The organism is Maribacter aurantiacus (assembly GCF_005780245.1).
Taxonomy (GTDB): Bacteria; Bacteroidota; Bacteroidia; order Flavobacteriales; family Flavobacteriaceae; genus Maribacter; species Maribacter flavus.
In genome coordinates this window covers 1,055,983-1,082,109 of the sequence record NZ_VBUK01000001.1, presented here as the reverse complement: position 1 = coordinate 1,082,109, position 26,127 = coordinate 1,055,983, and the positions used below count along the sequence as shown (strand labels likewise).

19 protein-coding genes, 2 tRNA genes and 1 CRISPR repeat array are annotated in these 26,127 nt (G+C 37.6%); of the genes, 14 read left to right on the top strand and 7 right to left on the bottom strand.

Going from position 1 to position 26,127, the window contains the following annotated elements; translation table 11 throughout:
* Positions 1 to 22 precede the first annotated feature (22 nt).
* Positions 23 to 1,147, bottom strand: coding sequence for a histidinol-phosphate transaminase (gene hisC, locus FEK29_RS04570; protein WP_138257187.1), 1,125 nt, complete (start codon positions 1,145 to 1,147; stop codon positions 23 to 25).
* A gap of 96 nt (positions 1,148 to 1,243) precedes the next feature.
* Here hisC and FEK29_RS04565 point away from each other — a divergent pair, with 96 nt between their 5' ends.
* Both FEK29_RS04565 and FEK29_RS04560 read left to right on the top strand, forming a co-directional pair.
* On the top strand, positions 1,244 to 1,696 hold the full coding sequence (locus FEK29_RS04565; protein WP_138257186.1) for a MarR family winged helix-turn-helix transcriptional regulator: 453 nt from the start codon (positions 1,244 to 1,246) through the stop codon (positions 1,694 to 1,696).
* Positions 1,697 to 1,809: 113 nt separating this feature from the next.
* Positions 1,810 to 1,883: transfer RNA gene (locus FEK29_RS04560), tRNA-Arg, on the top strand.
* A gap of 204 nt (positions 1,884 to 2,087) precedes the next feature.
* Here FEK29_RS04560 and FEK29_RS04555 read toward each other — a convergent pair.
* The 5 genes from FEK29_RS04555 to FEK29_RS04535 all read right to left on the bottom strand — a co-directional run bounded on the left by FEK29_RS04555 (position 2,088) and on the right by FEK29_RS04535 (position 6,685).
* Entirely contained in the window at positions 2,088 to 4,391 is a 2,304-nt protein-coding gene (locus FEK29_RS04555; protein WP_138257185.1) for a relaxase/mobilization nuclease domain-containing protein, read from the bottom strand.
* 5 nt (positions 4,392 to 4,396) lie between these two features.
* On the bottom strand, positions 4,397 to 4,774 hold the full coding sequence (locus tag FEK29_RS04550; RefSeq protein WP_138257184.1) for a plasmid mobilization protein: 378 nt from the start codon (positions 4,772 to 4,774) through the stop codon (positions 4,397 to 4,399).
* 444 nt (positions 4,775 to 5,218) lie between these two features.
* The gene (locus tag FEK29_RS04545) at positions 5,219 to 5,716 is read right to left on the bottom strand and encodes a nucleotidyl transferase AbiEii/AbiGii toxin family protein (RefSeq protein WP_205123387.1); all 498 of its coding nucleotides are present in this window, start codon (positions 5,714 to 5,716) and stop codon (positions 5,219 to 5,221) included.
* Positions 5,716 to 5,901 carry a hypothetical protein gene (locus FEK29_RS04540; protein ID WP_138257182.1) on the bottom strand — a complete coding sequence of 62 codons (186 nt, stop codon included), beginning with the start codon at positions 5,899 to 5,901 and terminating at the stop codon, positions 5,716 to 5,718. The genes FEK29_RS04545 and FEK29_RS04540 overlap by 1 nt, the downstream gene beginning before the upstream one ends.
* A gap of 715 nt (positions 5,902 to 6,616) precedes the next feature.
* Positions 6,617 to 6,685: transfer RNA gene (locus tag FEK29_RS04535), tRNA-OTHER, on the bottom strand.
* 152 nt (positions 6,686 to 6,837) lie between these two features.
* Between FEK29_RS04535 and FEK29_RS04530 the strand changes: the two genes are divergently transcribed.
* The 10 genes from FEK29_RS04530 to cas4 are packed head-to-tail and all read left to right on the top strand — an operon-like array spanning position 6,838 to position 16,020.
* Positions 6,838 to 8,247 carry a TM1802 family CRISPR-associated protein gene (locus FEK29_RS04530; RefSeq protein WP_138257181.1) on the top strand — a complete coding sequence of 470 codons (1,410 nt, stop codon included), beginning with the start codon at positions 6,838 to 6,840 and terminating at the stop codon, positions 8,245 to 8,247.
* 11 nt (positions 8,248 to 8,258) lie between these two features.
* Positions 8,259 to 8,678 carry a TM1802 family CRISPR-associated protein gene (locus tag FEK29_RS04525; RefSeq protein ID WP_138257180.1) on the top strand — a complete coding sequence of 140 codons (420 nt, stop codon included), beginning with the start codon at positions 8,259 to 8,261 and terminating at the stop codon, positions 8,676 to 8,678.
* Positions 8,679 to 8,704: 26 nt separating this feature from the next.
* Positions 8,705 to 9,622 carry a type I-B CRISPR-associated protein Cas7/Csh2 gene (gene cas7b / locus FEK29_RS04520; protein ID WP_138257179.1) on the top strand — a complete coding sequence of 306 codons (918 nt, stop codon included), beginning with the start codon at positions 8,705 to 8,707 and terminating at the stop codon, positions 9,620 to 9,622.
* Complete coding sequence (cas5b, locus tag FEK29_RS04515) at positions 9,612 to 10,370, top strand: type I-B CRISPR-associated protein Cas5b (RefSeq protein ID WP_138257178.1); 759 nt, start codon at positions 9,612 to 9,614, stop codon at positions 10,368 to 10,370. The genes cas7b and cas5b overlap by 11 nt, the downstream gene beginning before the upstream one ends.
* The gene (cas3, locus tag FEK29_RS04510; protein WP_138257177.1) at positions 10,367 to 12,772 is read left to right on the top strand and encodes a CRISPR-associated helicase Cas3'; all 2,406 of its coding nucleotides are present in this window, start codon (positions 10,367 to 10,369) and stop codon (positions 12,770 to 12,772) included. Before cas5b ends, cas3 begins: the two co-directional genes overlap by 4 nt.
* Before the next feature lie 23 nt (positions 12,773 to 12,795).
* The gene (locus FEK29_RS04505; protein WP_161595311.1) at positions 12,796 to 13,425 is read left to right on the top strand and encodes a plasmid pRiA4b ORF-3 family protein; all 630 of its coding nucleotides are present in this window, start codon (positions 12,796 to 12,798) and stop codon (positions 13,423 to 13,425) included.
* Positions 13,426 to 13,468: 43 nt separating this feature from the next.
* A complete protein-coding gene (locus tag FEK29_RS04500) occupies positions 13,469 to 14,155 on the top strand; it encodes a CRISPR-associated endonuclease Cas6 (protein WP_138257175.1) in 687 nt (228 codons plus the stop codon).
* On the top strand, positions 14,155 to 15,153 hold the full coding sequence (cas1, locus tag FEK29_RS04495; RefSeq protein ID WP_138257174.1) for a CRISPR-associated endonuclease Cas1: 999 nt from the start codon (positions 14,155 to 14,157) through the stop codon (positions 15,151 to 15,153). The genes FEK29_RS04500 and cas1 overlap by 1 nt, the downstream gene beginning before the upstream one ends.
* Positions 15,150 to 15,440 (top strand): CRISPR-associated endonuclease Cas2, encoded by a 291-nt coding sequence (gene cas2 / locus FEK29_RS04490; protein WP_138257173.1) that lies wholly within the window; start codon positions 15,150 to 15,152, stop codon positions 15,438 to 15,440. Before cas1 ends, cas2 begins: the two co-directional genes overlap by 4 nt.
* A 4-nt stretch (positions 15,441 to 15,444) precedes the next feature.
* Positions 15,445 to 16,020: a CRISPR-associated protein Cas4 gene (gene cas4 / locus FEK29_RS04485; RefSeq protein WP_193554876.1), complete on the top strand. Its 576-nt coding sequence runs from the start codon at positions 15,445 to 15,447 to the stop codon at positions 16,018 to 16,020.
* 193 nt (positions 16,021 to 16,213) lie between these two features.
* Positions 16,214 to 24,491: direct repeats of the CRISPR family, unit length 37 nt; unit sequence CTTAAATACCTATCCAATTAGAAACTAGGATTGAAAC.
* 122 nt (positions 24,492 to 24,613) lie between these two features.
* On the opposite strand, the gene FEK29_RS17885 is transcribed toward cas4, so the two are convergent.
* Complete coding sequence (locus FEK29_RS17885) at positions 24,614 to 24,787, bottom strand: hypothetical protein (protein WP_161595310.1); 174 nt, start codon at positions 24,785 to 24,787, stop codon at positions 24,614 to 24,616.
* 18 nt (positions 24,788 to 24,805) lie between these two features.
* On the opposite strand from FEK29_RS17885, the gene FEK29_RS04480 reads away from it, so the two are divergent.
* Both FEK29_RS04480 and FEK29_RS04475 read left to right on the top strand, forming a co-directional pair.
* Entirely contained in the window at positions 24,806 to 25,000 is a 195-nt protein-coding gene (locus tag FEK29_RS04480) for a hypothetical protein (protein WP_138257172.1), read from the top strand.
* Positions 25,001 to 25,371: 371 nt separating this feature from the next.
* The gene (locus FEK29_RS04475) at positions 25,372 to 25,821 is read left to right on the top strand and encodes a hypothetical protein (protein WP_138257171.1); all 450 of its coding nucleotides are present in this window, start codon (positions 25,372 to 25,374) and stop codon (positions 25,819 to 25,821) included.
* Positions 25,822 to 26,127: the final 306 nt, after the last annotated feature.

Sequence of the window (26,127 nt, the reverse complement as noted above, 5' to 3'; positions counted from 1 at the left end):
TGCAACATAGTTGCGAAATTTTTTACGTTGTTACTTCTTTTTGTTTGATAGCGGCTTCCAAGGCATCCAACATAGCGTTATTTGCCGCCCGGGTACCGAATGAGATACGGACTTTACCGGGGGCACCAAAATTACCCACGGGCCGCACCATGATTCCTTTTTGTTCCATCTGTTTTACCAACTCGGTGTCCGATATTGGGGGTTGGATCATGACAAAGTTTCCCTGGGTGGGCCAATATTTAATATGTAATTCCTTCAATCCATGCAACACAAAAGCTCTTTCCGTTCGAACCAAATCCACGGTCTCTTGTACGAATTCCTCATCTTCCAATGCCGCAATGGCTCCTTCCAAAGCCATTGAGGACAACAGGAACGGTTTACAGATTTTTCGCATGTAACTGCTGATGTGTAACGGTGCATAGCAATACCCTATACGAAGTCCGGCCAACCCGTAGGTCTTGGAAAAACTGTTGATCGCGATGATATTTTTGTTCTGTTTTACAAAGGGAAGCCCTGTCACATAATCCGGGGCATCGGCAAAATGCCGATACACCTCATCCAGAACCACGATTACATGTTCCGGAACTTTGTTCATAAAATCCTCTAAAACGTCTTTTGGAATATAGGTTCCCGAGGGATTGTTGGGCGAAGCCAAAAAGACCAATTTGGTACTATCGGAAATAGCCTTCAAAATACCCTCAAAATCATATTCAAAATTCGTGGTCATAGGTACATTGATTGCCGTTGCTCCCATCCACCTTGTAAACGCAGTATAGGGTAGAAAGCACGGCTGACTCACAATGACGGTATCCCCTTCCCCAAGAAAGGCCTTTGAAATTAGGTCGATAATTTCCGAACCGCTGTTCGTCGTTATAAAATGATCTTCAGAAAGTGCTTGGTCAAAATCCTTTACCAAGGCCTGGCGCAAACGAATATCCGTATTGTCCGGATATTGGCTCAATTCATCAAGCGAAGCCATGAGGGCTTGTCTCACCTTTGGCGAATACCCCAGTGGATTTTCGTTGGAGGACAATTTATGGACTTCAATACCTTGGGGCATTACAATTTTCTTGGCGCCACCTTTATAGGTGCTGTCCTCTAAAATATATGTTTTGAATTGTATCGACATGATGTTTACTTGGTTCATCAATCCGGTCTAAAACTACAAAAAAAATTCCATTTTGTTGCATTAACAACAATTTTAACGATTTTCTATGTATTTTTGTTCGACGAAAGGCGAAATATGGACCGTACCGAAGGATTTGGCGTATACATTGACCGTACCCTTAAAAAGGTGCAAAGTACTTTTTTACAAGTGTTCGATGATAATGATATTGACCTAACCATTGAACAGTGGGTCATTCTCCAACGGGTGCATTTAGAAGGTACGGATGCCTCTCAGGCAGACATCGCCAAATCCAATTTTAGAAATAGGGCGACGACCTCCCGCGTCATTAGCGGACTTTGTAAAAAAGGTTTGTTGAAAAAATCCCGATTCAGGGACGATCAAAAGCGCTACAAATTGGTGATGACAGAAGAGGGCCAAAAGCTCATGAAAAAAGTACTTCCCTTAATTCAGGATTTAAGGCGGGTCAGTACCATTCATATTTCAGAAGAAGCCTTTGAAACCTTCTATCAGGTCCTGGACCAGTTATACGATAACTTTGACAAATACGACGGATACAAAAAAACTTAACCCAACCCTTCGCCATTACCGTATTATCTTTTATTGATTTTGGTTTTAACAATATGGATTTTTTACTAAATTTGCACCCACATTTAAAAAACCCATTCTTTTAAATGTTCTATGGTCGCGTAGCTCAGCTGGATAGAGCATCTGCCTTCTAAGCAGACGGTCACACGTTCGAATCGTGTCGCGATCACCTGAAAATCAAGACTTTAGAGATTCATTTCTTTAAAGTCTTTTTCATTTGCACTCAATTTGCACTCAGAATATGGGGTTATTTGGTTTTATTTGAATTTATATGGGTGTGTTAAGATCAGTTTATGATAAAAACCATATAACTCTCTTTCCCCTAACCACAAAAATCCTGTGTAGATTCCTCGCCGATTAGTCCCCTTTGCCACTAAAATGAAATTCCCCTATCCTTCCTTCTCTTTGTATAGTCGGTCAACTCATCCTTAAATCCGTTGTAATCTTCCTGATGGTTCCCTCCCGGTTTGTCCAATAATGAGCCTTTAGTGTAAACGCCTATTCTTAATAGACGGTTTTGTTGGAAGGTGTTTTTACTTGCTATCCGCTCCTGTATGGTTTTACTGAGTCCCTTATCCATGTGATATTCTACTACTTCTCGGTGAAGGTTCGGATATACGTTTTCATTTGTCAGCAGATAAGCGACCCTTTCATATTGGCCCAGTTCCATCAAATGGCCGGCCCATAAGTTTTCTAGGCTATTCCTGTTAGTTTTGATGAGATTTTCCAAAACCGGATGCTGTTGTTTTAAGAATGTTTCCAAATCGGGGATGGAATTTAAATAAAGGCTTGTCCTTTTTGGTAGTTTATAACTTGAACTATTGTCGGTGTAAATTGACTTTATGTTGATACCGTTATCTATTTTCTCAAAATAGAATCCCTTTGCATTGAAAAAACCAATGTAGTCAATTGGGGATTTCTCGAACGATTCATGCATCCGTTCGGCATGTTTGAGGTAAGCACCTAGGGAAATGCTTTCGTATTGTCGTTTATAATCGGGATGCATACGTTCGAAGAGTCCCGGAAAGACCATGGGAAGAAAAAAGGAAATCGCGGATTGTTTGGATAAGATATCAGTTTCTTGCTTTGTCAGCATTTCCATCATGAGATGGTTCTGTCGGACAAATCCATTAGATACATGTTCTTGCATATTTTTAGGAAAGGGCAAGTGTCCCAATTGAACTGGAACGAAATATTTGTCCGAACTGGCGAACAGCAGTTTATTGTTCTGGTACTTGACACCCAAGGCTTGGAACAGGTGCCTAACGCTCCCATCCGTTGCTCCTACATTGAAAACGCCTTTCCTTAATACATCCCCTATCAAATCGAACTTCCCTTGTAGGGCTTCCCTCTCCTTTCTGGTTTCCGTGTCATGTAATTTTTGTTGGATTTGGGGAAAGGTTTCTTTTAGGTTTTTCCTAAATGTATGTTTCTCCTCGCTTGACATATACTTTTCAAGGAATCTGTGCTTTTCAGATTCCAATAGGATTGGAACGATATTCTTAAACCTGAGGGTTTCGATATGTTCCGATAGAAGTACTTTTTGTTGTTTTGATGTCAGGTGTGATGTTTGAATCGCTTCCCTAATCAGTTTTTCCTTTTCAAGTTGGAACTGTTTGCTTTGGGTATCGATTTGGGTCGGGACATTACCGTTCCCGAAAATATCCTGCCGCTCCTGCATCCTGAGATGTTTACTAAGTTCCTTTTCCCTGAAGACATATCCTGACTTGTCGTAGATGGTATATTCTCCAATGGTAGCCCTCCTTATATCCAGTTCGATATCCATACCCTGGTATTCCTTGAGCACTTGCTTGAGGTCGTGCGGACGGATAGTCTTGAAAAGGCTATAAGTTGTCTCAATTTGTTTCAGCAGCCGTTTTCGGTGCATCGGCAACAGCTTGGACTTTTTATGGTTTTCGAATACCCATTGGAGTTTCGGGCCGCTCATTTGTCGGTGTACCTGGGAACCGTTGATAAATCGGGTCCTGTATCCCTGACGGTTGTCCAGTCCAAAGGCTACCCCTACCCTTCCCGATGTGCTTTGGGTCTTGCGTATTTCAATGTGATAGGGTTGGACGTGTCGGGCAAGCTCCTCGAAACTCCTGACCTTATATTTCTGTAGGATGCGGTTCAATACGTCCTGGATATAGTATCTTGTCCCTTGGGTATCTTCGTTGTCGGTCTTTAGTTCCGGTAACCGAAAAATTGGTAGTTCCTTCTGCTGTTTTGTCCTAGGGATAGGTTCAAGGCCGTATTTCGTTTCGAGATAACTGGTGGTGGCCATGCTTCTTCTTTTACTATTGTAGAGACTTAGCACCTTTCCCTTGTCATTGACATTGGTGGTAACGATATGCACATGTTCATGTTTCGTATCATTGTGCCTTACTACGATGAAGGGCTGTTCGCCATAGCCCATCTTTTCCATGTACTCCTTCGAGATTTCAAAAAAGGTACTGTCATCGACGTGTTCATTGTGGGGGAGGTTCAGGCTGATATGGGCATAGCGGTTCTTGGTCGCGTTGCGCTGGCCCTGAAAATGGAGCAGGCTCCCGAAAAACTTCGGGGAGATGTCCTGTGAAAACGTGTTGCCATAGCCTAATACCTGCATGCCCTCCTTGCCGAGGATATAGTCCAAGGTTCCCCTACATGTATGTCCGTAAATTATCTTGGCAATCATATCGTTTATGCTTTCATTGTAATCTCCAAGAGTTCGTACAGTAGTTCATTGGTCCTTTTTATTTCCGCATCTAGGTTCCCATTGGGGTTTCTTAGATTTTTATGGTGGGCCAACTTTACCAGTTGGTTAATGTTGTTCCCTATCCTGTTGATATGGTAGGCGAGTTCCGAGGTATCGGGCAGTCTTTCCTTCTCTTCTGTTTTGCCGTTCAGGACCATTCTTCTCAGCAATGGGCTAATAGTTCCTCTTTGGGATATGTCCAAATCGTAGCTTTCGCAAATGGCCCTTAGCTTTTCATATTCGGCATCGTTGAACCTGAGCATTACATTATGCCAACGCTTCCTGTTTCCCAACCGTTTCCTGCCCCTTTTTCCAGAATCCATTTTAGATGCTTTTTTAAGCAGAACACTTCGCCAGAAGTAGCCGATTCTAAGTTACTTAGAATACACCTCGCTATCCGTTTCACGGATAAATATAAGTGAAGAAAAAACAATATAACTAATTAATTATCAATTATTTAATATAAAAAACCACATCAAACCATATAGGAACAAATGGGGCCAAACCGATACTTTATTTGGCCTTATTTGGGATTTCGCTATCCTGAAAAAGTCAGTTGAAAACGGTTTTGTGGGTAGGGGAAGGAAAGGTCAAGGGGCGTGGAACGCCGCTTGTTCTTTCTAGCGCACCGAGGGGGTCGGGCGACCTGGAACGGAAGGACGACCGTTGCGGACCGGTGAGTCGTGTCCGCATGGGAAGGATTGGAGCGGAAGGTCTGGCCGACTTCCGGAGGTTGGGTTAAAATTAATTGGATAAAGGTTTTAACTTCACAACCCCAGACCCTTGTTCCTTTTAGGGTCGTTTAATCGTCTCAATTCTTTAATATCCAACAAGTCCTTGGTTCTATTTGACTTGATTTTACTACTAATCAAATCATCCAAAGTCAATACACGAAGCTTAGCAATTTTATTCGTACCGATTTGAACCAGTTCGGATGCTTCGTAGGCTTGGTCAAAAGGTCGGCCTACATTGAATTTTGTAATTAGCTCGACATCCAAGTCTGCAGGTGAAAACTTTAAGGATATATTCTGTTTCTGTTCATGGACCTCTGGTGGAAACCCATTAAAGTCAAAGCCCATATCCTTAAAGACCCGTCCCAACTTATCCAAATTTTCTGGAGAGGTATCCAACCAAAAGTCAACATCGGCGGAATGTCTTTGGTACCCATGGAAATTAACGGCCGCCCCTCCCACCATCAGCATTCGTACAGCATGCTTACTGGCCAGTTCTAGAAATTGGTCAACGTCCTTTTTCCATTGCTGCATCAACGATTTGTTTTGATGATGATCTTGAAGCTTTTGTCTTTGGTTTTCTTGGCTTTGGAAGGCAGCTTCTTACTTTGTTGTATAAACCCGACAAACCTATAGAACCGCTCACTTCCCGAAAGGGCGAGAAACTCCCTTTCCTGTTCCTTATTGGCATCTTCCTTTGTTCTAAAAGCGATTTTCATAAACGGTATCAATGAGAGTCCAAGTTACTATTTTTTTGAATTCCTTCTGATCAGAACTAATTTGAGGTTTGCCTATGCTCTTTTGGAAAGCTGGAAAGTCCATCTAGTCTTTAAGTCAAATAAGGCTCATGTGTTAAAATTACTATTGAAGGAATTTTAAATGTTGGCCGTGTAAATGTGAGCAACTTAAAGTCAATTCCTAAATGGGTCGATTAAAAGTTGGACGGGGAGTCTGCTTTGGTACCTAGTCATCTCGATTTCAATTCTCCTATTTGTCTACTGTTGAACGTTAGAAAAGATTTTTGTGGGTAGGGGAAGGAAAGGTCAAGGGGCGTGGAACGCCGCTTGTTCTTTCGAGCAAACCGAGGGGGTCGGGCGACCTGTAGTGGAAGGACGACCGTTGCGGACCGGCGCGGCGTGTCCGCATGGGAGGATCCGAGCGGAAGGTCTGGCCGACTTCCGCAGGTTGTCAACGTTTAAATATTTTTTGAAAATTACGCATTTCAGTAAGGAAATTTTATCCAAACATAGTATCTTAGGAATTCTCTTACGAGAAACCTTCCCCCATTTTAAATTGTAAGAAATATTATGCTATGGTCTTTGGGACTATGGATAGAACGTTTTTGATTAAACCAACTAAAAATGGTACATACGTTACTGAAAATTGGGGAATGGCAAAGCCAAGGAGAAAATCAACTTAATAATCCTTTTGAACCCCCGCCAAGATTCGAACTTGGAACCTGTGCTTTCGATAGCACTGCTCTATCCATTGAGCTACGGGGTTTGTTTTCAAACCTAGTTTTGATGGAATTTAAATAAACAACGATATGGTTTCAATCCAACTTTGTTTAGATGATTCAAAAATATGAATAATAGGTCATTTATAAACAACTATATGTAAATATTTTTATATTTGATAATATAAGAAATACCATTATGCAAGATCGGTCGATAACGGACATTGGAAAATTAGAGTTTGAAAGAAATTCAAATCTCAAGCCTTATGAGTTATTTACACAGGAACCTTATCCAAATAAGGTCTGTAAAATGCTTCTAATTGAATTCCAGAAAAAAGGAGAAAGAATTCATTTCAAAGGTATCGATGTGCAAAATGTGAATGAGAAGAATTATTCAAAATACGCTTACAGAAAAGGATCTGCACGTGGTGGTGATATAACCTTCACAACCAAATTTGGCGACTTGGATAAAAAACTGAACACACTAGTTAATACTCAATTCCCAAACCTAATTGAATTATCAGAAACCGAAGATGCTGATAATGCAACCTTTTTTAAGGGATGGCAGCATTCATTTATAGATAATTACGACCAAATTAAATCTGAATTACAAAATACATATGATAATCAAGAAAAACAGGATAAACTCAATAGTGCCTTTACTTTAACTATTGACGTTGATGGCCAAAGAAGGTTGTTGTCCGATTTTAAAATAGTCCAGCGGTTAATCTCCAAAAATGGAATAGAGGGAAATTATAATAAATATGGAGTTGTTTCGAAGGCGGAGAACAAAATATGTAGTATCTGCCATCAGCAAAAACCAGAGGTTTATGGTTTTGGTTCTCCCTTTAAATATAGTACTGTAGATAAAACAGGAACTGTTAGCGGGTTTTTTAACCAAAAAAACAATTGGATTAACTACCCAATTTGTGAAACCTGTGCCATTGAAATGGAATTGGGTAAAAATTACATCACAAAATACCTGACAAAATATTTTTTCGGCAAAAGTTATTTTTTGATACCCAAAGCCGTCATGCCAAACGATACTGAATCTTTGGATAATGCTCTAGGACTATTTAATGAAATTGACTATCAAATAAAAAATAGTGAATCCATTACTTCAAACGAAGATTTTTTAATGGAAAAAATTGGACAAACAAACAACAACTTATTTACATTAAACCTGCTTTTTTTTGAAGAAAACCCAACAACAAAGGCAATTAAAATAAAAATGATGTTGGAAGAAATACCGCCATCACGCTTCCGGAAATTATTTATAGAAATTCCAAAAATTATAAACAATAACCCACTATTTAAAGACTTAGATTATCACTACAAGAAAAAGCAAAAACAGGACCTAAAATTTAGTTTTAGATTATTCAAACAATTCTTTGAAGATAGCTTTTATGAGATAACCTATAAAATTTTTATGGGTAGAAAAATAAGTGAGAAAGAACTTCATGAACGATTTATGAAAGTAATAAGAGCGAACTATATTAAGAGGGCCAATAATGAAGGTTTTGTTGAAAAGGGAGATTTATTGATTGCAAAGTGCTTTTTACTACAAAATTATTTGGCAGAATTAAATCTAATAAAATACGAAAATTAAATATTACAACAATGGTAACAGAAGAAGAAAAAGAAGAAATCAGCAAAAAGGTATCCTTCGATTTTGAAAAGTTAAAAAGATTTATATCAGAAAATGAAGATTTTGCCAAACAGGATGCACAATCAGGGATATTTTGTCTTGGTGTACTTGTTCACTTAGTGTTTAGTATGCAACAAGCAAGTCTTGGTAGTACGCCATTTGAAAAAAAACTAAAGGGATTGCATATTACTTCAAGAGATGTGGAGCGACTTTACACCGAAGCGGTAGAAAAAGTAAATCAATATTCTTATCAAAACACCTATAAGGACCTTCGTGAATATATTGCCGAAAAACTAAGGATCTGTAAAAAGGAAATTGCAAAAATGTCCAATCAAGAAATATCATTCAATTTTGTTTGCGGTCTTGAATTAGGAAGAAAATTTAAATCATAAAAATCAAATTATCTAATACAATTATAATGGAAGAAATTAAAAATCGTTCAGAAATTTTATTCTTATACGAAATCGAGAATTCAAATCCCAATGGGGACCCTTTAAACGAAAACCGGCCAAGATTTGACAGCGAGGAAAACAAGGTACTTGTTTCTGATGTTCGACTAAAAAGAACTATTAGGGATTATTGGTTTGAATATAAAGGTTATAACGGTTCTGATGATAAAGATATTTTCGTACGAGAAACAAAATATTCGGATGGAAATGAAGATTATATAGCTTCTGGTTCCAGAAGAGCAGAACTTTTCAAGGAAAGTAGCGATAAGGTATTGAAAACTTGTATTGACGTTCGCGTGTTTGGTGGTGTTTTACCAATTAAAAAAGACACTTTTACTTATACTGGGCCTGTTCAATTTCAAATGGGTAAATCATTGCATCAAACAGAAATTATTACTGAGCAAGGAACGGGTGCTTTTGCTTCTGGAGATAAAAAGAAACAAACCACCTTTAGAACAGAATACAAAATTCCATATGCATTAATAGGCTTCAACGGTATTGTAAATGAAAAAGCTGCTCAATACACCAAAATGACTGAAGAAGATCGGGAGCTGCTTTTGGAAGGAATTTGGAATGGCACAAAGAATCTTATTTCTCGATCAAAGTTTGGACAGAATCCTTTATTGCTTTTTACTGTTAATTATAAGGAACCATACTACATTGGTGGATTAAGACAACGTTTGAAAATGATTTCAGAAAAAAGTGAGTTACAAATCAGAAATACTGAAGATTATAAAATTGACCTCACAGGCCTACTGAAAGAAATTAAAGCCAATTCAGATAAAATAATCTCTGTAAAAGTTCAAGTGGATAGTCGCTTAAAGTTTTTAAACAATGGAGAAACCTATACTTTAGAAAATAAAACGTACAAGACAGATGACTTCTAAAACAGCACTCATATTCGATATTTCTGGGGAATATGGCCATTTTAGAAAATTCAACACTACGACTTCTCCTTTAACTTACAGTTTGCCAACTCCATCAGCAATTTATGGCGTTTTGGGGGCAGTTTTGGGTATAGAGCGAGAAGATTCTCTTAACAAAATTAAGGTGGGCAAGGAACACTTGAGGGAAGTTTTCTCAAATAGTAATGCTTCGGTCGCAATTAGACCTCTTTCTGAAATAAAGAAAGTAAATATCGGATTTAATCTGTTAGATACGGGCAGTTACCAATCATTTTTCAATGTAACAAACAGAACCCAAATTGAATATGAACTATTAAAAGACCCGAATTATAGAATTTTTTTAAACTGGGACCATCGATTAAGAAATGAGCTAATCGAACGCCTAAAGAGTAAGAGGTTTCATTTTCATCCTTACTTGGGGTTAAGTCAAATGTCTGCTAATATTGAATATGTTGGAGAAAAAGAGTTAAGCGAAGTTCCTAATAATTATCTAGATTTTAGCACGGCTATCAACCTTTCAGAATTAGACACAGAAAATGCTCCTGTTGATATTAATTTTATAAAAGAAAGGGTTTTTCAGGTTGAAACTTTTCCTTTAGATATGCAAACCGACAGAACAATTAACCGATACGGTGAAATTTTGGTAGAAATGAATGGGGATAGTATTAGGGCAAAATCCAACAAAAAATCATTTGCCATTGCAAGTGAAGGAAACATTCAGTTTCTATGAAGATTATAGAATCGCATCCTGGTGTGCCATTGGTCAAGCATTTAAAAGAAGTTGCAAAAAATTGTTCGACAATTGCCATAAAGAACACAACTAATTTTGGTTTTGATAAAACTATAAAGTCCGACTTGTTATACATTTGTGGGTTTTATCACGATATCGGCAAGGCCACTTCGTACTTTCAAAATTACTTGCGAATCCCGGATGAGCCGCATAATAGTTTAAAAAATCATTCCTTACCGTCAGCGGTTTTTGTCTTTTATGTTGCCCAAGAATACCTTAAAAACAGTGGGCTTCCCGTTGATTTAAGGTTTTTGCTTTGTGTTATTTGCTTCATAGTCGTAAGAAGACATCACGGCAATCTTGGAGATTTTAAAAATGAATTGGGCATCAATAATTTCAAAGAGGATTTACAGAAACAATATATATCTATCCCTAAAGATGCTGTTCAGGATATTATAGAAATATGCAATGAAAAGCTGAACATTTCTGTACATTGGGAAGACTTTATTGATTGGTTTGAAGATGATGGCTTCAATAAAGAAACTCGTTTAAATCTCGTAGAATTCTATAATCTTAATTTTAAGAAAAAATGGGGAAATTCTAAAAAATCTGAAACTTATTATCTTTTTTTATGGATGTTTGGGTGTCTTCTTCTTTCAGATAAATCCGACGTGATTTTATCGGGAAATTTTCCAGAAATTAAAAACCTCGATTTAAACTATTTAGTATCATTCCGGAAAGATAATGGGTTTGAAAAACCTTCAACAACAATAAATAACCTCAAAAATGATGCTTATTTTTCAGTCATAGAATCAATAGAAAATAAATTTGCACCTATAAATCATTTCTATTCTATATCTCTTCCAACCGGTTTAGGCAAAACGTTAACTTCCCTTGGAGCAGCATTAAAATTAAAGGAGTTGGCTAGACTACAGGAAGGAAAAATTATAATCGCTATTCCTTTTACTAGTATTATCGACCAGAATTATGAAGTCTATCGAGAAGTTTTCAATGACCCGGATACCTCATTGCTTTTAAAGCACCACCATCTAGCCGAACCGAAATATAAAGAAAGTGAGGATACAGTGCGGGATTCACAGGAAAGTCAATTTTTAATAGAAACTTGGCAGAGTTCTGTAGTTGTAACCACTTTTGTACAATTACTGGAATGCCTAATCACAAATAACAAAACCAAACTCCTTAAGTTTTCAGCCTTATCAAATTCAGTTATCATTTTAGATGAAGTTCAGCAAATCCCACATCCTCTTTGGGAAGTAATAAGACAGGCCCTTTTTTCAATCGCAGAACATTTAAATTGCTACATTATTCTTATGTCTGCAACTCAACCGCTTATTTTTAAACCGGAAGAAGAAATCACAGAATTAGTAAAAAATCATCACTACTACTTTACATTCTTTAATCGCACAAGACTTATAAATAAGGCAAAAGAATCTATCTCGCTGGATTCGTTTATCGAATTAATAATCGCATTCTGTTTAAATAATCCAGAAAAGGACATTTTAATTATTCTAAACACAAAAAAGTCAACCCTTGAAACATATCGAAATATTTCCACAGTCTTTGATAGCAAGAAAGACGAAGTTTTTTATTTAACCACATTGATTACCCCTTATGAAAGAAAAAGAATTATTGAAAAAATTAAAGCAAAGAAAAGAGATAATCGTCAAATAATTGTAAGTACGCAATTAGTGGAGGCAGGAGTGGATATATCCGTGGATACTGTTTTTAGAGCATTTGCCCCTTTAGATTCCATAATACAGGCCGCAGGAAGAGCCAATAGGTATGATGAAAAAGAGGAAGTTAGTGAAGTATTTATCTACAAAATTGATGAATTGGAGAAGGTAACGGGGTTTATTTACGGTGCAGATTTATTAAAGAAAACAGAAAACGTTTTAAAGTACTATGATACTATTGAAGAAAAGGAATATTTACATTTAATACAGAATTATTTTGAACAAGTAAAAGATCTTTCAGAGTACTCGGAAAATAAATACCTAAAAAGCTTACTTGCTTTAAATTTTGAAGAAACTGGTGATTTTAAACTAATTGAAGCTACGAAAACAGAATCTATTTTTATAGGATTGAATAAAAAGGCCAAAAAAGTTTGGACCGAATTTGTTGCCCTTCAAGAAAATGACAAATTAAATACTTTCGAAAGGAAGGATAATTTCGCTTCCATTAAAGCAGAGTTTTATGACTATGTAATTAATATCAATATTCCTTTCAAAGAAAATGATATTGGACTTCCAATGGAAAAGACACATGGCTTTTATTATATTAACCTTGAAGAGCAAAAGACACCCATCTATAATTGCAACAAAGATTTTTCACAAAATAAGGAAGGATACATCTATCAAGGAATAAATGTTTTAACATTTTAATGCCATTTATTGAATCTATATCTATGAAACACCCCCTCAAACTCAAAATCGCCCTACAGGACCTACCACACAAATGTGAGCGCACGCTTTTGGTGCCAGAAGATTGTACCATGCTGCAATTACACTTCATCATCCAAGAGTCCTTTGGCTGGATGAACGCCCACCTTTTTGAATTTAGCGATGCAAAGGGCCGTGCCACCATGCGGGTAGGTATACCGGACGACTTTGACGATTTTGGCGGCCCCGAAATGTTGGGAGCCCATGAAGTCTTGTTAAAGGATAGCATCTTGTTTAAAAATGGGGCAAAACCTTTTTGGTACTGGTACGATTTTGGGGATGATTGGTGGCACAAGATTTCCTTTTTAAAAGCGACCCAAAAAGAGATTGAAGCTTTTACAGGAATACCTTATTGTATGGATGCAGTGGGTAAATGTCCGCCGGAGGATGTAGGCGGACCATGGGGTTATGCGAATTTTTTGGAGGTTATAAAAAACCAGAAACACCCGGAACACAAGGAACTAAGGAAATGGTACGGGCTTGAGCCCGGAGAGATTTACGCTGAAAATGAGGTTTCGATAGCCGAAATTAATCAATATTTAGAGGACCTTTTTAATTCAGAGAATTGGGAATCCAATGAATATGAGCTTTTCTAGCGTGCCATAGAGTAACATTTAAACATCCACTAAAACAAGGAATATGACCACAGCATCGACCACCAAACAACTACAGATCTGTCGTATCAAGTTCCCGGAAATTAAATTACAGACCCGGGATGCCCATAAACTTAGGGGTTATTTCGGTACGCTATTTAAAGAACACTCCCCTATTCTGCACAACCACTATGAGGATGGTAGGTTCCGGTATAAATACCCCAGTATACAGTACAAGGTGATTCAAAATACGCCCATGCTTTTAGGAATCGGAGAAGGGGCGGAACTGTTGCCCAAGCTGTTCCTGAAAATAAAGGAATTGGATATTTCGGGCAAAAAATATCCAATCAGCAGTAAAAATATAGAAGTTAAGAATGAGGAAACAGGGTATAGTAGCCAACTGCACGAGTACTCCTTTGCCACCCTTTGGATGGCCCTCAACCAAAAAAATTATCCCAAATACCAAAACCTTAAAACCACGACCGAAAAGGAAGACATGCTCAACGCCATTCTTGTGGGGCATGTCCTTAGCTTTCTCAGGAATACGAACATAGAACTTGATGACAATGAACGTTTGATGGCCAAGGTAAACCTTCGGGAAAAAAGCACCTTGTTCAAAGAGAACAAAATGGTCGCCTTTACGGGTTCCTTCATTATAAATGCAAAGCTTCCTTCGGAGATTGGCCTTGGCAAATCCGTAAGCAGGGGTTTTGGTAGCATAACAGCCCCCTAATGCAGATTTTCATCAATACATACGGCACCTATCTTCATGTAAAGGATGATATGTTCGAGATAAAGGTGCGGGAGGACAAAAAACAACCCTTTAAGGTAAACCACATTGCCGCTCACAAGGTAACTTCCTTTATTGTTTCCAAAGGGGCCGCTCTCACTACGGATGCCATTGCCCTTGCCCTAAAGCACAATATAGATATTGTCATCGTGGAAAACAACGGGCACCCCATGGGCAGGTTTTGGCATAGCAAATTGGGCAGTACCACCAAAATCCGAAAGCGGCAATTGGTGGCCTCCTTGGATGAAACGGGTCTTATCTGGGTAAAAAGTTGGTTGGCCCAAAAATTGGAAAATCAGGCAGATTTCCTGAACGGTTTAAAAAAACACAGAAAACAACAACATGCTTACTTGGACGAGAAATGTGGTGCAATTTTGGAATTCAGAAAGAAGATTCTTGAAACAAATGGCCCAGATGTAAACTCCGTTGCAGAAAGTTTCCGCGGTTGGGAAGGGTCTGCTGGTAGACACTATTTTGAGGCCTTGTCTACCTGTATTCCGGATACCTATCAATTTAAAGGGCGTAGTTTTAGGCCCGCACAGGACGAATTCAATGCCCTTCTCAATTATGCCTACGGCATACTTTATAGCCGAATAGAAAGGGCCTTGATGTTGGCAGGCCTAGATCCCTTTGTGGGCTTTATGCATAGGGACGATTACAACTCCAAAAGCTTGGTCTATGATTTTATTGAACCCTACCGCATTTATGCGGAGCGCTTTGTGTTCAAGATGTTTACCTCCAAAAAAATGAACAAATCCTATTTTGATAGCTTCACTGGTGGGGTAAGTTTAAACCAAGAAGGGAAAGCCTTTTTTGTACCGGAATATTTGGAATACCTGGACAGTGACAGGATAAAATATAAGGGTAGGTTACAGACCCGGTTGAACGCAACACAACTTGAAGCACATAGATTTGCGAACAGTTTAATTGAAAAGGAATGATTACTTGGGTTTTATATGATATAAAAAATAATTCGGCACGCAGCTATGTTTCAAAAGCATGCAAGCATGCCGGGCTGTATCGGGTACAATATTCTTGCTTTTTAGGTACGTTGAACGCCAATGAAAAGGATAGTTTGGAACTTCAGATTACCAAAGTCATCAATGAGGAAACGGACAAAGTATATCTATTCCGAATGAACAAAGAACAATTGAAGGAATGCAGTATGTTGGGACAGGCCTTTGATGAAAAACTGGTGACGGACGAGGTAAAGGCATTATTTTTTTAAGCCGATGCTGAGCTTCTACCCATCCCAAATCATTGAATACCTTTATTGTCCACGGTATACCTATTTTGAATATGTGCTGCGAATACCACAGAATGAGGATAAATATTTTAAGGTAGAGCGAGGTAGGGAAATCCATGACGAAAAATTGGAGCGAAACAAAGTGTATCTGCGGAAAAAAATTGGTGTGACCCAAAAATGGACAGATATGTATTTGGGAAACGATTATTTAAGGGGTAAGGTGGATGAAGTGTTGGAACTGGAAGACGGTAGTTACGCTCCCTTGGATTATAAGTTCGCCCTTTGGAAAGACCGAATTTTTGAAACCTATGCCCAACAGCTCTATTGCTACGCGATTTTAATCGAGGACACCTACAACAAACCGGTCCATAAGGGTTTCTTGGTTTATACCAGAAGTAAGAACAAATTGGTAGAGGTTCCCATAGATCAAAATGCTAAGAGTCTGGTTAGGCAAAGCACTGGGGAAATGCTTAAAATAATAGAAGGAAACAAATTTCCAAAGGCAACAAAATTTAAAAAAAGATGCTTAAATTGTACATATCGGAATATCTGTACAAAGTAGGTTTTCCGGGTTGCAATTTATTTTAATCTTTTAAAAAAATGATGCCGATGTCAACAATAACGGGTGATAGCCAATACGGAAATTTCCCGAAAAACCCATATAAAGCGTTCTTTGACGTATTGAAAAATAGGAAAGAAAAAGTTATCAAAATGCTTGAAGTCGCATTATATTTGGTATTTGAGGCTCAAATCGCCTTAAATACCTATCCAATTAGAAACTAGGATTGAAACTCAAACTCTTGCTGGTATCGGTCCAACAATTCCAACTTAAATACCTATCCAATTAGAAACTAGGATTGAAACAAAGGATTTCACCCGTTTCAAGGTGGACGTATGATGCTTAAATACCTATCCAATTAGAAACTAGGATTGAAACACGGCTTGGGGATATCCAACAAAAAAGCCTCGCTTGCTTAAATACCTATCCAATTAGAAACTAGGATTGAAACCCGTTTCCCAGGCCATTTCCGCATATCCCAACTTCTCTTAAATACCTATCCAATTAGAAACTAGGATTGAAACCCGGAGATTATCTCGAGTTCATAAGCACGGCGGGCGCTTAAATACCTATCCAATTAGAAACTAGGATTGAAACGCGGCATGTACCAACGACCCCGTCGACGAGTACCAACTTAAATACCTATCCAATTAGAAACTAGGATTGAAACCGTATATTCGTACCATAAAAATCAATACTATGCAGCCTTAAATACCTATCCAATTAGAAACTAGGATTGAAACGCAAAAGGTGATATTCCTAAACATCCTTTGTTTTTCTTAAATACCTATCCAATTAGAAACTAGGATTGAAACATATTACATATCTTTTTACTAGCACGGGAATTGACTCTTAAATACCTATCCAATTAGAAACTAGGATTGAAACTCGGATTCGGCCACAACGGCCTCTATCGCCACAGCGCTTAAATACCTATCCAATTAGAAACTAGGATTGAAACGGTAAGCCAAAGTATGTTTATCAACCTTGGGAGTACTTAAATACCTATCCAATTAGAAACTAGGATTGAAACTTTCATACCCAAGGTGACCACCACTTTTGGAACCGGCTTAAATACCTATCCAATTAGAAACTAGGATTGAAACCCCCGCAGGAACGCATGCGTATTGCCCACAGGGTAACTTAAATACCTATCCAATTAGAAACTAGGATTGAAACTACCCCCTTATACTGAATATAGGCCAGTGTAAAATATCTTAAATACCTATCCAATTAGAAACTAGGATTGAAACAATGAAGGATGCCGCCGTTGGTGAGGATACGGGTACCGCTTAAATACCTATCCAATTAGAAACTAGGATTGAAACTTGAACTTAGCGGATGCCAACGGCAAACTGGCCAAGCTTAAATACCTATCCAATTAGAAACTAGGATTGAAACATGCGGATGAACTTGTCCGTCTTCTTCATGGTAATGCTTAAATACCTATCCAATTAGAAACTAGGATTGAAACCTATAACGTTCAATCCCGGTGTTGTCGTTTTTTCTCTTAAATACCTATCCAATTAGAAACTAGGATTGAAACATTAAGCTACCTAAATACATTGGGTTTTGAATACCTCTTAAATACCTATCCAATTAGAAACTAGGATTGAAACCATAGCCGTATACGCGCCTTCCATTATCCATTTCCGCTTAAATACCTATCCAATTAGAAACTAGGATTGAAACCTCCCTCTTTTAAAGGTTCGGGATTACCTTTGCACTCTTAAATACCTATCCAATTAGAAACTAGGATTGAAACTTCATTTGCAAAGCTGTATGATATAATCTAATGGGCTTAAATACCTATCCAATTAGAAACTAGGATTGAAACAGTTTTTTGCGTTCAATATATTACAAGGCTCACCGCCTTAAATACCTATCCAATTAGAAACTAGGATTGAAACACTCTTTCTGTCATGCGTAAGCGTATTAGGGGGTTTCTTAAATACCTATCCAATTAGAAACTAGGATTGAAACGTTGGGGGTAGAAACCGTCCGTTATTTCTTTTGGTCTTAAATACCTATCCAATTAGAAACTAGGATTGAAACTGTCAAGCGCTTCATTAAGGGCTACACTACATATGCTTAAATACCTATCCAATTAGAAACTAGGATTGAAACTTTTGAAAAGCAGGGCATCTACCTTGGCTTGGTATTCTTAAATACCTATCCAATTAGAAACTAGGATTGAAACTGGCCGGGATGGTATTGATGGGAAAATTATGGAGCTTAAATACCTATCCAATTAGAAACTAGGATTGAAACTCCACACCCAGAACGAACGGGAGGTATTGAAGGTCCCTTAAATACCTATCCAATTAGAAACTAGGATTGAAACTTGGAAGGTGATGCGGCAGGAACAGACAACCTTGGCAACTTAAATACCTATCCAATTAGAAACTAGGATTGAAACTTCATCCGTTCCCATTTCTTCACCTGCCACATATAGACTTAAATACCTATCCAATTAGAAACTAGGATTGAAACCCCCATAGATGTCATTGTTCATGATCATGAACTGGCTTAAATACCTATCCAATTAGAAACTAGGATTGAAACTTAGAGCCGATAGGCAAAATGCCGAAATCGGTCGCCTTAAATACCTATCCAATTAGAAACTAGGATTGAAACGCGTACATATAGCAATGTTAATATTATACGCAGAGACTTAAATACCTATCCAATTAGAAACTAGGATTGAAACAAAGTGTAGGTAAACACATAAAGACACTACAGGAAACTTAAATACCTATCCAATTAGAAACTAGGATTGAAACAAAACCGAAGGAAGCCCCAAGACTCCGGTGGTATACTTAAATACCTATCCAATTAGAAACTAGGATTGAAACCGGGAGACCTTGGTTTTTTCAAGATCAATATACTCCTTAAATACCTATCCAATTAGAAACTAGGATTGAAACGTGATAGCCTTCATTAAGGCTTTCTTCATCACTTCACTTAAATACCTATCCAATTAGAAACTAGGATTGAAACTGTCAAGCGCTTCATTAAGGGCTACACTACATATGACTTAAATACCTATCCAATTAGAAACTAGGATTGAAACGATTCCCCTTTCTCCATATTGCCCCCAATGGCAGCGGCTTAAATACCTATCCAATTAGAAACTAGGATTGAAACCCCCATAGATGTCATTGTTCATGATCATGAACTGGTCTTAAATACCTATCCAATTAGAAACTAGGATTGAAACACACTCATTTATATAAAGCCCTACCCTATGGTGGGCTTAAATACCTATCCAATTAGAAACTAGGATTGAAACTGGGCTTGGAGGCTTCCTTGGTGGGATCCTCGGTCTTCTTAAATACCTATCCAATTAGAAACTAGGATTGAAACTAAAGCCCTTGAAGTTTTTGAACGACTTTCGTAATGCTTAAATACCTATCCAATTAGAAACTAGGATTGAAACCAGGCCACCTATCCCGTTGCGGTCGCCGGTGGCTATCTTAAATACCTATCCAATTAGAAACTAGGATTGAAACTAGCGTTAATGGCCACGTTGCGGTAGGAGTTGCTTTCTTAAATACCTATCCAATTAGAAACTAGGATTGAAACGTTTTTTAAATGCTTTTAGACTTGCATCGGTACGTCTTAAATACCTATCCAATTAGAAACTAGGATTGAAACTCAAGAATTTCAATTGTAAAATTGAACGGAGAAACACTTAAATACCTATCCAATTAGAAACTAGGATTGAAACTCGCTATTCCCGCTCATGATTGCTTATTGAATAAATCTTAAATACCTATCCAATTAGAAACTAGGATTGAAACTTTCCTGTTGGGCCATGAGTTCCTTGCTCAAGCTGTCTTAAATACCTATCCAATTAGAAACTAGGATTGAAACACGCGGTCATGGTTTTCCTGAAAGGAAAGGAAATGGCTTAAATACCTATCCAATTAGAAACTAGGATTGAAACATGTTAATGGGCATTTTCGTATTGATAATTATTGTCTTAAATACCTATCCAATTAGAAACTAGGATTGAAACTGGAAATACGGACATATATGGGTAGGGGATTATTGCCTTAAATACCTATCCAATTAGAAACTAGGATTGAAACTGTTAACGGACAAGAAACTTCCATTACCGATGAATCCTTAAATACCTATCCAATTAGAAACTAGGATTGAAACTTATTTCCAAACATAGTTCTTCGGGAACAATAGATCCTTAAATACCTATCCAATTAGAAACTAGGATTGAAACGGACATAAACGTTCATCCTTACCGGCTTTTTAGAACTTAAATACCTATCCAATTAGAAACTAGGATTGAAACCGGAACAATAGGATGTATTCCGGTAACCCCACCCCCACTTAAATACCTATCCAATTAGAAACTAGGATTGAAACTCCACCCGCTCCCCGTTGCTCATCTTATAACTGGGCTTAAATACCTATCCAATTAGAAACTAGGATTGAAACTGCCTACGGTTGGCCTAATGGCACAAACACCCTCCACTTAAATACCTATCCAATTAGAAACTAGGATTGAAACACAACCCGAACACCCAAGAGGATATTGACGGCCAGCTTAAATACCTATCCAATTAGAAACTAGGATTGAAACGCGGACGAGATAGCCAGGCTAAAGGCCAATAACGACTTAAATACCTATCCAATTAGAAACTAGGATTGAAACCACAAATAGCGATACTTATGGTCTTGGTAGTTATGCTTAAATACCTATCCAATTAGAAACTAGGATTGAAACTATCCTGAATATGTTTTATTTCAACATTATAAAACTGCTTAAATACCTATCCAATTAGAAACTAGGATTGAAACTCGATACTGGCAGGCTCCTGCTTAAAAATAAAGGCGCTTAAATACCTATCCAATTAGAAACTAGGATTGAAACAGACAGGAGCGCTAACGGGCTATGAGTTCGAGATTACTTAAATACCTATCCAATTAGAAACTAGGATTGAAACTAAACGGGGACACCATAACCACCGGACAGATTACCACTTAAATACCTATCCAATTAGAAACTAGGATTGAAACTAATTTACGCAAAACGCGCCGCGGAGTATTGGGCGGACTTAAATACCTATCCAATTAGAAACTAGGATTGAAACGTTAGATCTAGCGTAGCCAGATTGAACACGGGCGGCACTTAAATACCTATCCAATTAGAAACTAGGATTGAAACTAGGTTACCACGTCGCCCTTAAAGTAGCTCGTGGCCGCTTAAATACCTATCCAATTAGAAACTAGGATTGAAACTTATCAATTCAACGACAAAACCAGAAAAACGCTACACTTAAATACCTATCCAATTAGAAACTAGGATTGAAACATGGCGGACCAAGCATTTTTTGCTGGCCCTGTTTTCTTAAATACCTATCCAATTAGAAACTAGGATTGAAACAGACGGCCTTCGATAAACATCTTGTCGCCCTTTTGCCTTAAATACCTATCCAATTAGAAACTAGGATTGAAACCCAAATACAGAAAAGGCAAAAGTTTATAGGTCTGAACTTAAATACCTATCCAATTAGAAACTAGGATTGAAACACGGTACTGATGGCTATTTCGGTACGAACCTTCGTCTTAAATACCTATCCAATTAGAAACTAGGATTGAAACCCCCATAACCACTGAGTCTTCTTCTTTACTAGTCCCTTAAATACCTATCCAATTAGAAACTAGGATTGAAACTTCATGTGTAACGCTGCGTTATACAGTCTAAATGGCTTAAATACCTATCCAATTAGAAACTAGGATTGAAACACTAGATATGCCCTACTGGCAGGTAGGGCATATTATCTTAAATACCTATCCAATTAGAAACTAGGATTGAAACGGAGTTCGGTCACAACAAGCGCAGGGGGCACTGCTGCTTAAATACCTATCCAATTAGAAACTAGGATTGAAACACATGGCCTTAAACATGCTTGGTAAACCTCATGAACCTTAAATACCTATCCAATTAGAAACTAGGATTGAAACCCGGTACCCGTATCCTCACCAACGGCGGCATCCTTCTTAAATACCTATCCAATTAGAAACTAGGATTGAAACTTTTATTAGTGAGTTGCCTCGGGTTCACTATTCCCACTTAAATACCTATCCAATTAGAAACTAGGATTGAAACTGATAAGGTTGCTTTGCAGGGTTATTTCCCCACCACTTAAATACCTATCCAATTAGAAACTAGGATTGAAACTTGAAGTAGCTGAACGAGCCCTAAATGGAGCCCATTCTTAAATACCTATCCAATTAGAAACTAGGATTGAAACTAACTCGTTAGATTTTCGGTTGAATAGAAAAAACCGCTTAAATACCTATCCAATTAGAAACTAGGATTGAAACAACGGTTCTTACAATCTGAGTATCACTTGCCTGTTAGCTTAAATACCTATCCAATTAGAAACTAGGATTGAAACTCAGTTGATTTATTTTCATCATAATTCGTGACCGGACTTAAATACCTATCCAATTAGAAACTAGGATTGAAACCAGCTACAAGTCTATTCACGGGTACGGCCAGTGCGCTTAAATACCTATCCAATTAGAAACTAGGATTGAAACTTTCAACGAAAGTTATAAATGTTAATCATTAAAAAACTTAAATACCTATCCAATTAGAAACTAGGATTGAAACCTGCATCCGGTAGGGAATCAAATAGGCAAATAATACTTAAATACCTATCCAATTAGAAACTAGGATTGAAACTGGTGATACCAGAAGGAAGTAGGCCGGGGAGCAGACTTAAATACCTATCCAATTAGAAACTAGGATTGAAACTTAGTTGACAATACAGCTGAATATACCGCTTTTCAAACTTAAATACCTATCCAATTAGAAACTAGGATTGAAACACCCTATTCTCAACATCGTGCATAGAGCAACCAATGCTTAAATACCTATCCAATTAGAAACTAGGATTGAAACCGTTGTCCTTTAAGGTACTGATGACCCCGTTAAAGGCTTAAATACCTATCCAATTAGAAACTAGGATTGAAACAAGGCTACGGCATGCTACCGGTGGACATCAACTACGCTTAAATACCTATCCAATTAGAAACTAGGATTGAAACCAGGAATTGGGCAATACCACCTTTGCCGGTGGTATAGCTTAAATACCTATCCAATTAGAAACTAGGATTGAAACACGGGGTCATACCTACGTTCCGGCAATTCGCGCACTCTTAAATACCTATCCAATTAGAAACTAGGATTGAAACATAAGTGGGTTTTGGGCTTCGGTAAGTTTTGACCCAGCTTAAATACCTATCCAATTAGAAACTAGGATTGAAACAGGGTTTGATACATTTAAAAAAGCCTTGCCTATTTTGCTTAAATACCTATCCAATTAGAAACTAGGATTGAAACTTAAGGCAAAGGCCTCCGGCGTGGAGGACATAGCCCGCTTAAATACCTATCCAATTAGAAACTAGGATTGAAACCCACCCCGGTGGTATCGCTTGCCTTGGCGAAAATGACTTAAATACCTATCCAATTAGAAACTAGGATTGAAACTAGAAGCGGTGGCAGATGCCAGTGTCAACGAATTTGCTTAAATACCTATCCAATTAGAAACTAGGATTGAAACTGGGGAAATTACCGCCCTATGCCATGCCAATGGCTCTTAAATACCTATCCAATTAGAAACTAGGATTGAAACTAAGAAGTCTAATATAAATAGGGAATAATGGAAAACGACTTAAATACCTATCCAATTAGAAACTAGGATTGAAACAAATCTAATGATATGCTAGGAATCGACAAATATGGACTTAAATACCTATCCAATTAGAAACTAGGATTGAAACATCTTAATAGATAAACAGATAATAGGATAATGGACACTTAAATACCTATCCAATTAGAAACTAGGATTGAAACAGGATAGGACATGAAATACATACCCATACTTTTTAGTCTTAAATACCTATCCAATTAGAAACTAGGATTGAAACTAGTCCGGCGCAAGGGCCTTGGGATAGTAGAAACTTTCTTAAATACCTATCCAATTAGAAACTAGGATTGAAACTCCCACACAATCCAGCAGCTACTATCAAACGGCATTCTTAAATACCTATCCAATTAGAAACTAGGATTGAAACAAATCTAATGATATGCTAGGAATCGACAAATATGGACTTAAATACCTATCCAATTAGAAACTAGGATTGAAACTGGGGAAATTACCGCCCTATGCCATGCCAATGGCTACTTAAATACCTATCCAATTAGAAACTAGGATTGAAACCAAAGTATTTTTGTTTTGTGTCGCTTGCATTATTGGCTTAAATACCTATCCAATTAGAAACTAGGATTGAAACTGCTTTTATTTCTTGGTTGCTAGGATTTCTGACAATCTTAAATACCTATCCAATTAGAAACTAGGATTGAAACGGCGATGGATCCAGCAATGGAAGGACTATTTTAGGACTTAACTACCTATCCAATTAGAAACTAGTATTGAAACACTTGACTACTTTAGTTTTCCACCCAGGAACCTGTGAATAATCCTTAAAATTAAAGAACTGACCGAGCGAAGCGACCGATGAATTCCTTAGAAAACAATACAAGTGGCATGAATACAGCAATTCACAACTGGGATGTATTCCAGTGCATTCCAATTTCCTTTAAGTGCTCTCCGAAATCTTTATTCTCAAGCATTTTCTGCTCGAATTTTATGAACCATTCCTCCGGACTCATAGAATTTCCATGATCTAAACCATACTGCTCAAATAATTTTAGTATTTTCGGGCGCTTTCCCATATTTTTTACTTTTGCAAAATGACAGATGAGCTGACATCAGAAATGCATTCAGAATTCAAGGTGGATCCTGAAACAGAAATCTCGCATAAAGTGGGCACTATTGTAGAGGAACTTGCCGAGGGCGATTTCACTCTTATAGAACTATTGACGGATTATATCGTAACTATGGAGCAATATGAAAAATATCGGTCCAAGTGGGAATCACTTATTTAGGTAATTCAGAAACCTCTCGTTTGATTTTTGGTTGTTAAGGTCAATGGTACCGCTTCAAAAACTTCCCAACAACTCTTCCTTTCTACCTTTCAATTCTGCCATTCTGACCATTGGAAAAGGAACATCATTGCCATATCTTTTGTAGGGTTAATTGAATTTTCTTTTTGCCTTGGTTTTCCAAATACTATTTTTTTGATACGTTTATTATTTCCAAAACCTCCTTTTTGTTGGTTGCCCTGTGAATAGTCATTAAGATTAAGGAACTGAACCGAGCGTAACGACCGATGAATTCCTTAGAAAAAAAATTAATTTGGCATGAATAAAGCAATTCACATTAAGTATTGATATTTCTTTCATAACTTAGAGTAGTTATGGTTGAAATGTTTGGGAGGTATTTTTACATTGTGTTTTTGAGCCTATTGAGTATTGGGTGTAGCAAAGACGAAGAATTTATCAATGAAACACTTTTGGGAAAATGGGAACTTATAGCTTACTACGATCAAAGTACAAGGGAAACCAAAAATCCTCCAATTGGTTCTGATTCGATTAAGATTACTTTTGAAATAGGTGATTTTCAAGGTTCAACTGGAAGAAATACATTTTTTGGAAATTACATATCGGAGTTAAGTAACCTGTCGCTTCTTTCATTAAATGGAACGGAAATTGCCGAAAGTGAATGGGGAACACTCTTTTTTCAGACCATCACATCCACGTACAATTCGAACCAAGAATTGTTTATTATGGAATACACTATTGAAAGAAATATTTTGAATATAGAATATGCCGAGTCCAGGTTCATGCTCTTCAAGGCCATACAATAATCCGCCAATATAATACGCTTTAAAATCGGCAAGAAAAATTAATGTATAAACTATTTCAATTACCAAGTCAGCTAGGGTCATCCCAGATGTGTAGTATGATTTCAATATCGTTAAACTTATTAAGAACTTACCTCATTTAAGGACCAAACTTCAAGGAACAAATCCCAACAATGAAGTATTCAAGGCTATGCAGTAAATGGGTTGGCCATTATATGCTAAATAGGAGCCTTAGTAACAAGAATGAGCTATTTTTTTTGCCCACCAAATTTTTTAAAACTATCTTAATGGCACTAACCATAAACCTCT

Excerpts from the sequence above, each read along its gene's own strand:
- FEK29_RS04505 (WP_161595311.1), top strand. The coding sequence starts at position 12,796 with ATGAAACACCCCCTCAAACTCAAAATCGCCCTACAGGACCTACCACAC.
- FEK29_RS04565 (WP_138257186.1), top strand. The coding sequence starts at position 1,244 with ATGGACCGTACCGAAGGATTTGGCGTATACATTGACCGTACCCTTAAA.
- FEK29_RS04555 (WP_138257185.1), bottom strand. The coding sequence starts at position 4,391 with ATGATTGCCAAGATAATTTACGGACATACATGTAGGGGAACCTTGGAC.
- FEK29_RS17885 (WP_161595310.1), bottom strand. The coding sequence starts at position 24,787 with ATGGGAAAGCGCCCGAAAATACTAAAATTATTTGAGCAGTATGGTTTA.
- FEK29_RS04540 (WP_138257182.1), bottom strand. The coding sequence starts at position 5,901 with ATGAAAATCGCTTTTAGAACAAAGGAAGATGCCAATAAGGAACAGGAA.
- cas7b (WP_138257179.1), top strand. The coding sequence starts at position 8,705 with ATGGAAGAAATTAAAAATCGTTCAGAAATTTTATTCTTATACGAAATC.
- FEK29_RS04545 (WP_205123387.1), bottom strand. The coding sequence starts at position 5,716 with ATGCAGCAATGGAAAAAGGACGTTGACCAATTTCTAGAACTGGCCAGT.
- FEK29_RS04550 (WP_138257184.1), bottom strand. The coding sequence starts at position 4,774 with ATGGATTCTGGAAAAAGGGGCAGGAAACGGTTGGGAAACAGGAAGCGT.
- cas5b (WP_138257178.1), top strand. The coding sequence starts at position 9,612 with ATGACTTCTAAAACAGCACTCATATTCGATATTTCTGGGGAATATGGC.
- FEK29_RS04500 (WP_138257175.1), top strand. The coding sequence starts at position 13,469 with ATGACCACAGCATCGACCACCAAACAACTACAGATCTGTCGTATCAAG.
- FEK29_RS04475 (WP_138257171.1), top strand. The coding sequence starts at position 25,372 with ATGGTTGAAATGTTTGGGAGGTATTTTTACATTGTGTTTTTGAGCCTA.
- hisC (WP_138257187.1), bottom strand. The coding sequence starts at position 1,147 with ATGAACCAAGTAAACATCATGTCGATACAATTCAAAACATATATTTTA.
- FEK29_RS04480 (WP_138257172.1), top strand. The coding sequence starts at position 24,806 with ATGACAGATGAGCTGACATCAGAAATGCATTCAGAATTCAAGGTGGAT.
- cas4 (WP_193554876.1), top strand. The coding sequence starts at position 15,445 with ATGCTGAGCTTCTACCCATCCCAAATCATTGAATACCTTTATTGTCCA.
- FEK29_RS04530 (WP_138257181.1), top strand. The coding sequence starts at position 6,838 with ATGCAAGATCGGTCGATAACGGACATTGGAAAATTAGAGTTTGAAAGA.
- FEK29_RS04525 (WP_138257180.1), top strand. The coding sequence starts at position 8,259 with ATGGTAACAGAAGAAGAAAAAGAAGAAATCAGCAAAAAGGTATCCTTC.
- cas3 (WP_138257177.1), top strand. The coding sequence starts at position 10,367 with ATGAAGATTATAGAATCGCATCCTGGTGTGCCATTGGTCAAGCATTTA.
- cas1 (WP_138257174.1), top strand. The coding sequence starts at position 14,155 with ATGCAGATTTTCATCAATACATACGGCACCTATCTTCATGTAAAGGAT.
- cas2 (WP_138257173.1), top strand. The coding sequence starts at position 15,150 with ATGATTACTTGGGTTTTATATGATATAAAAAATAATTCGGCACGCAGC.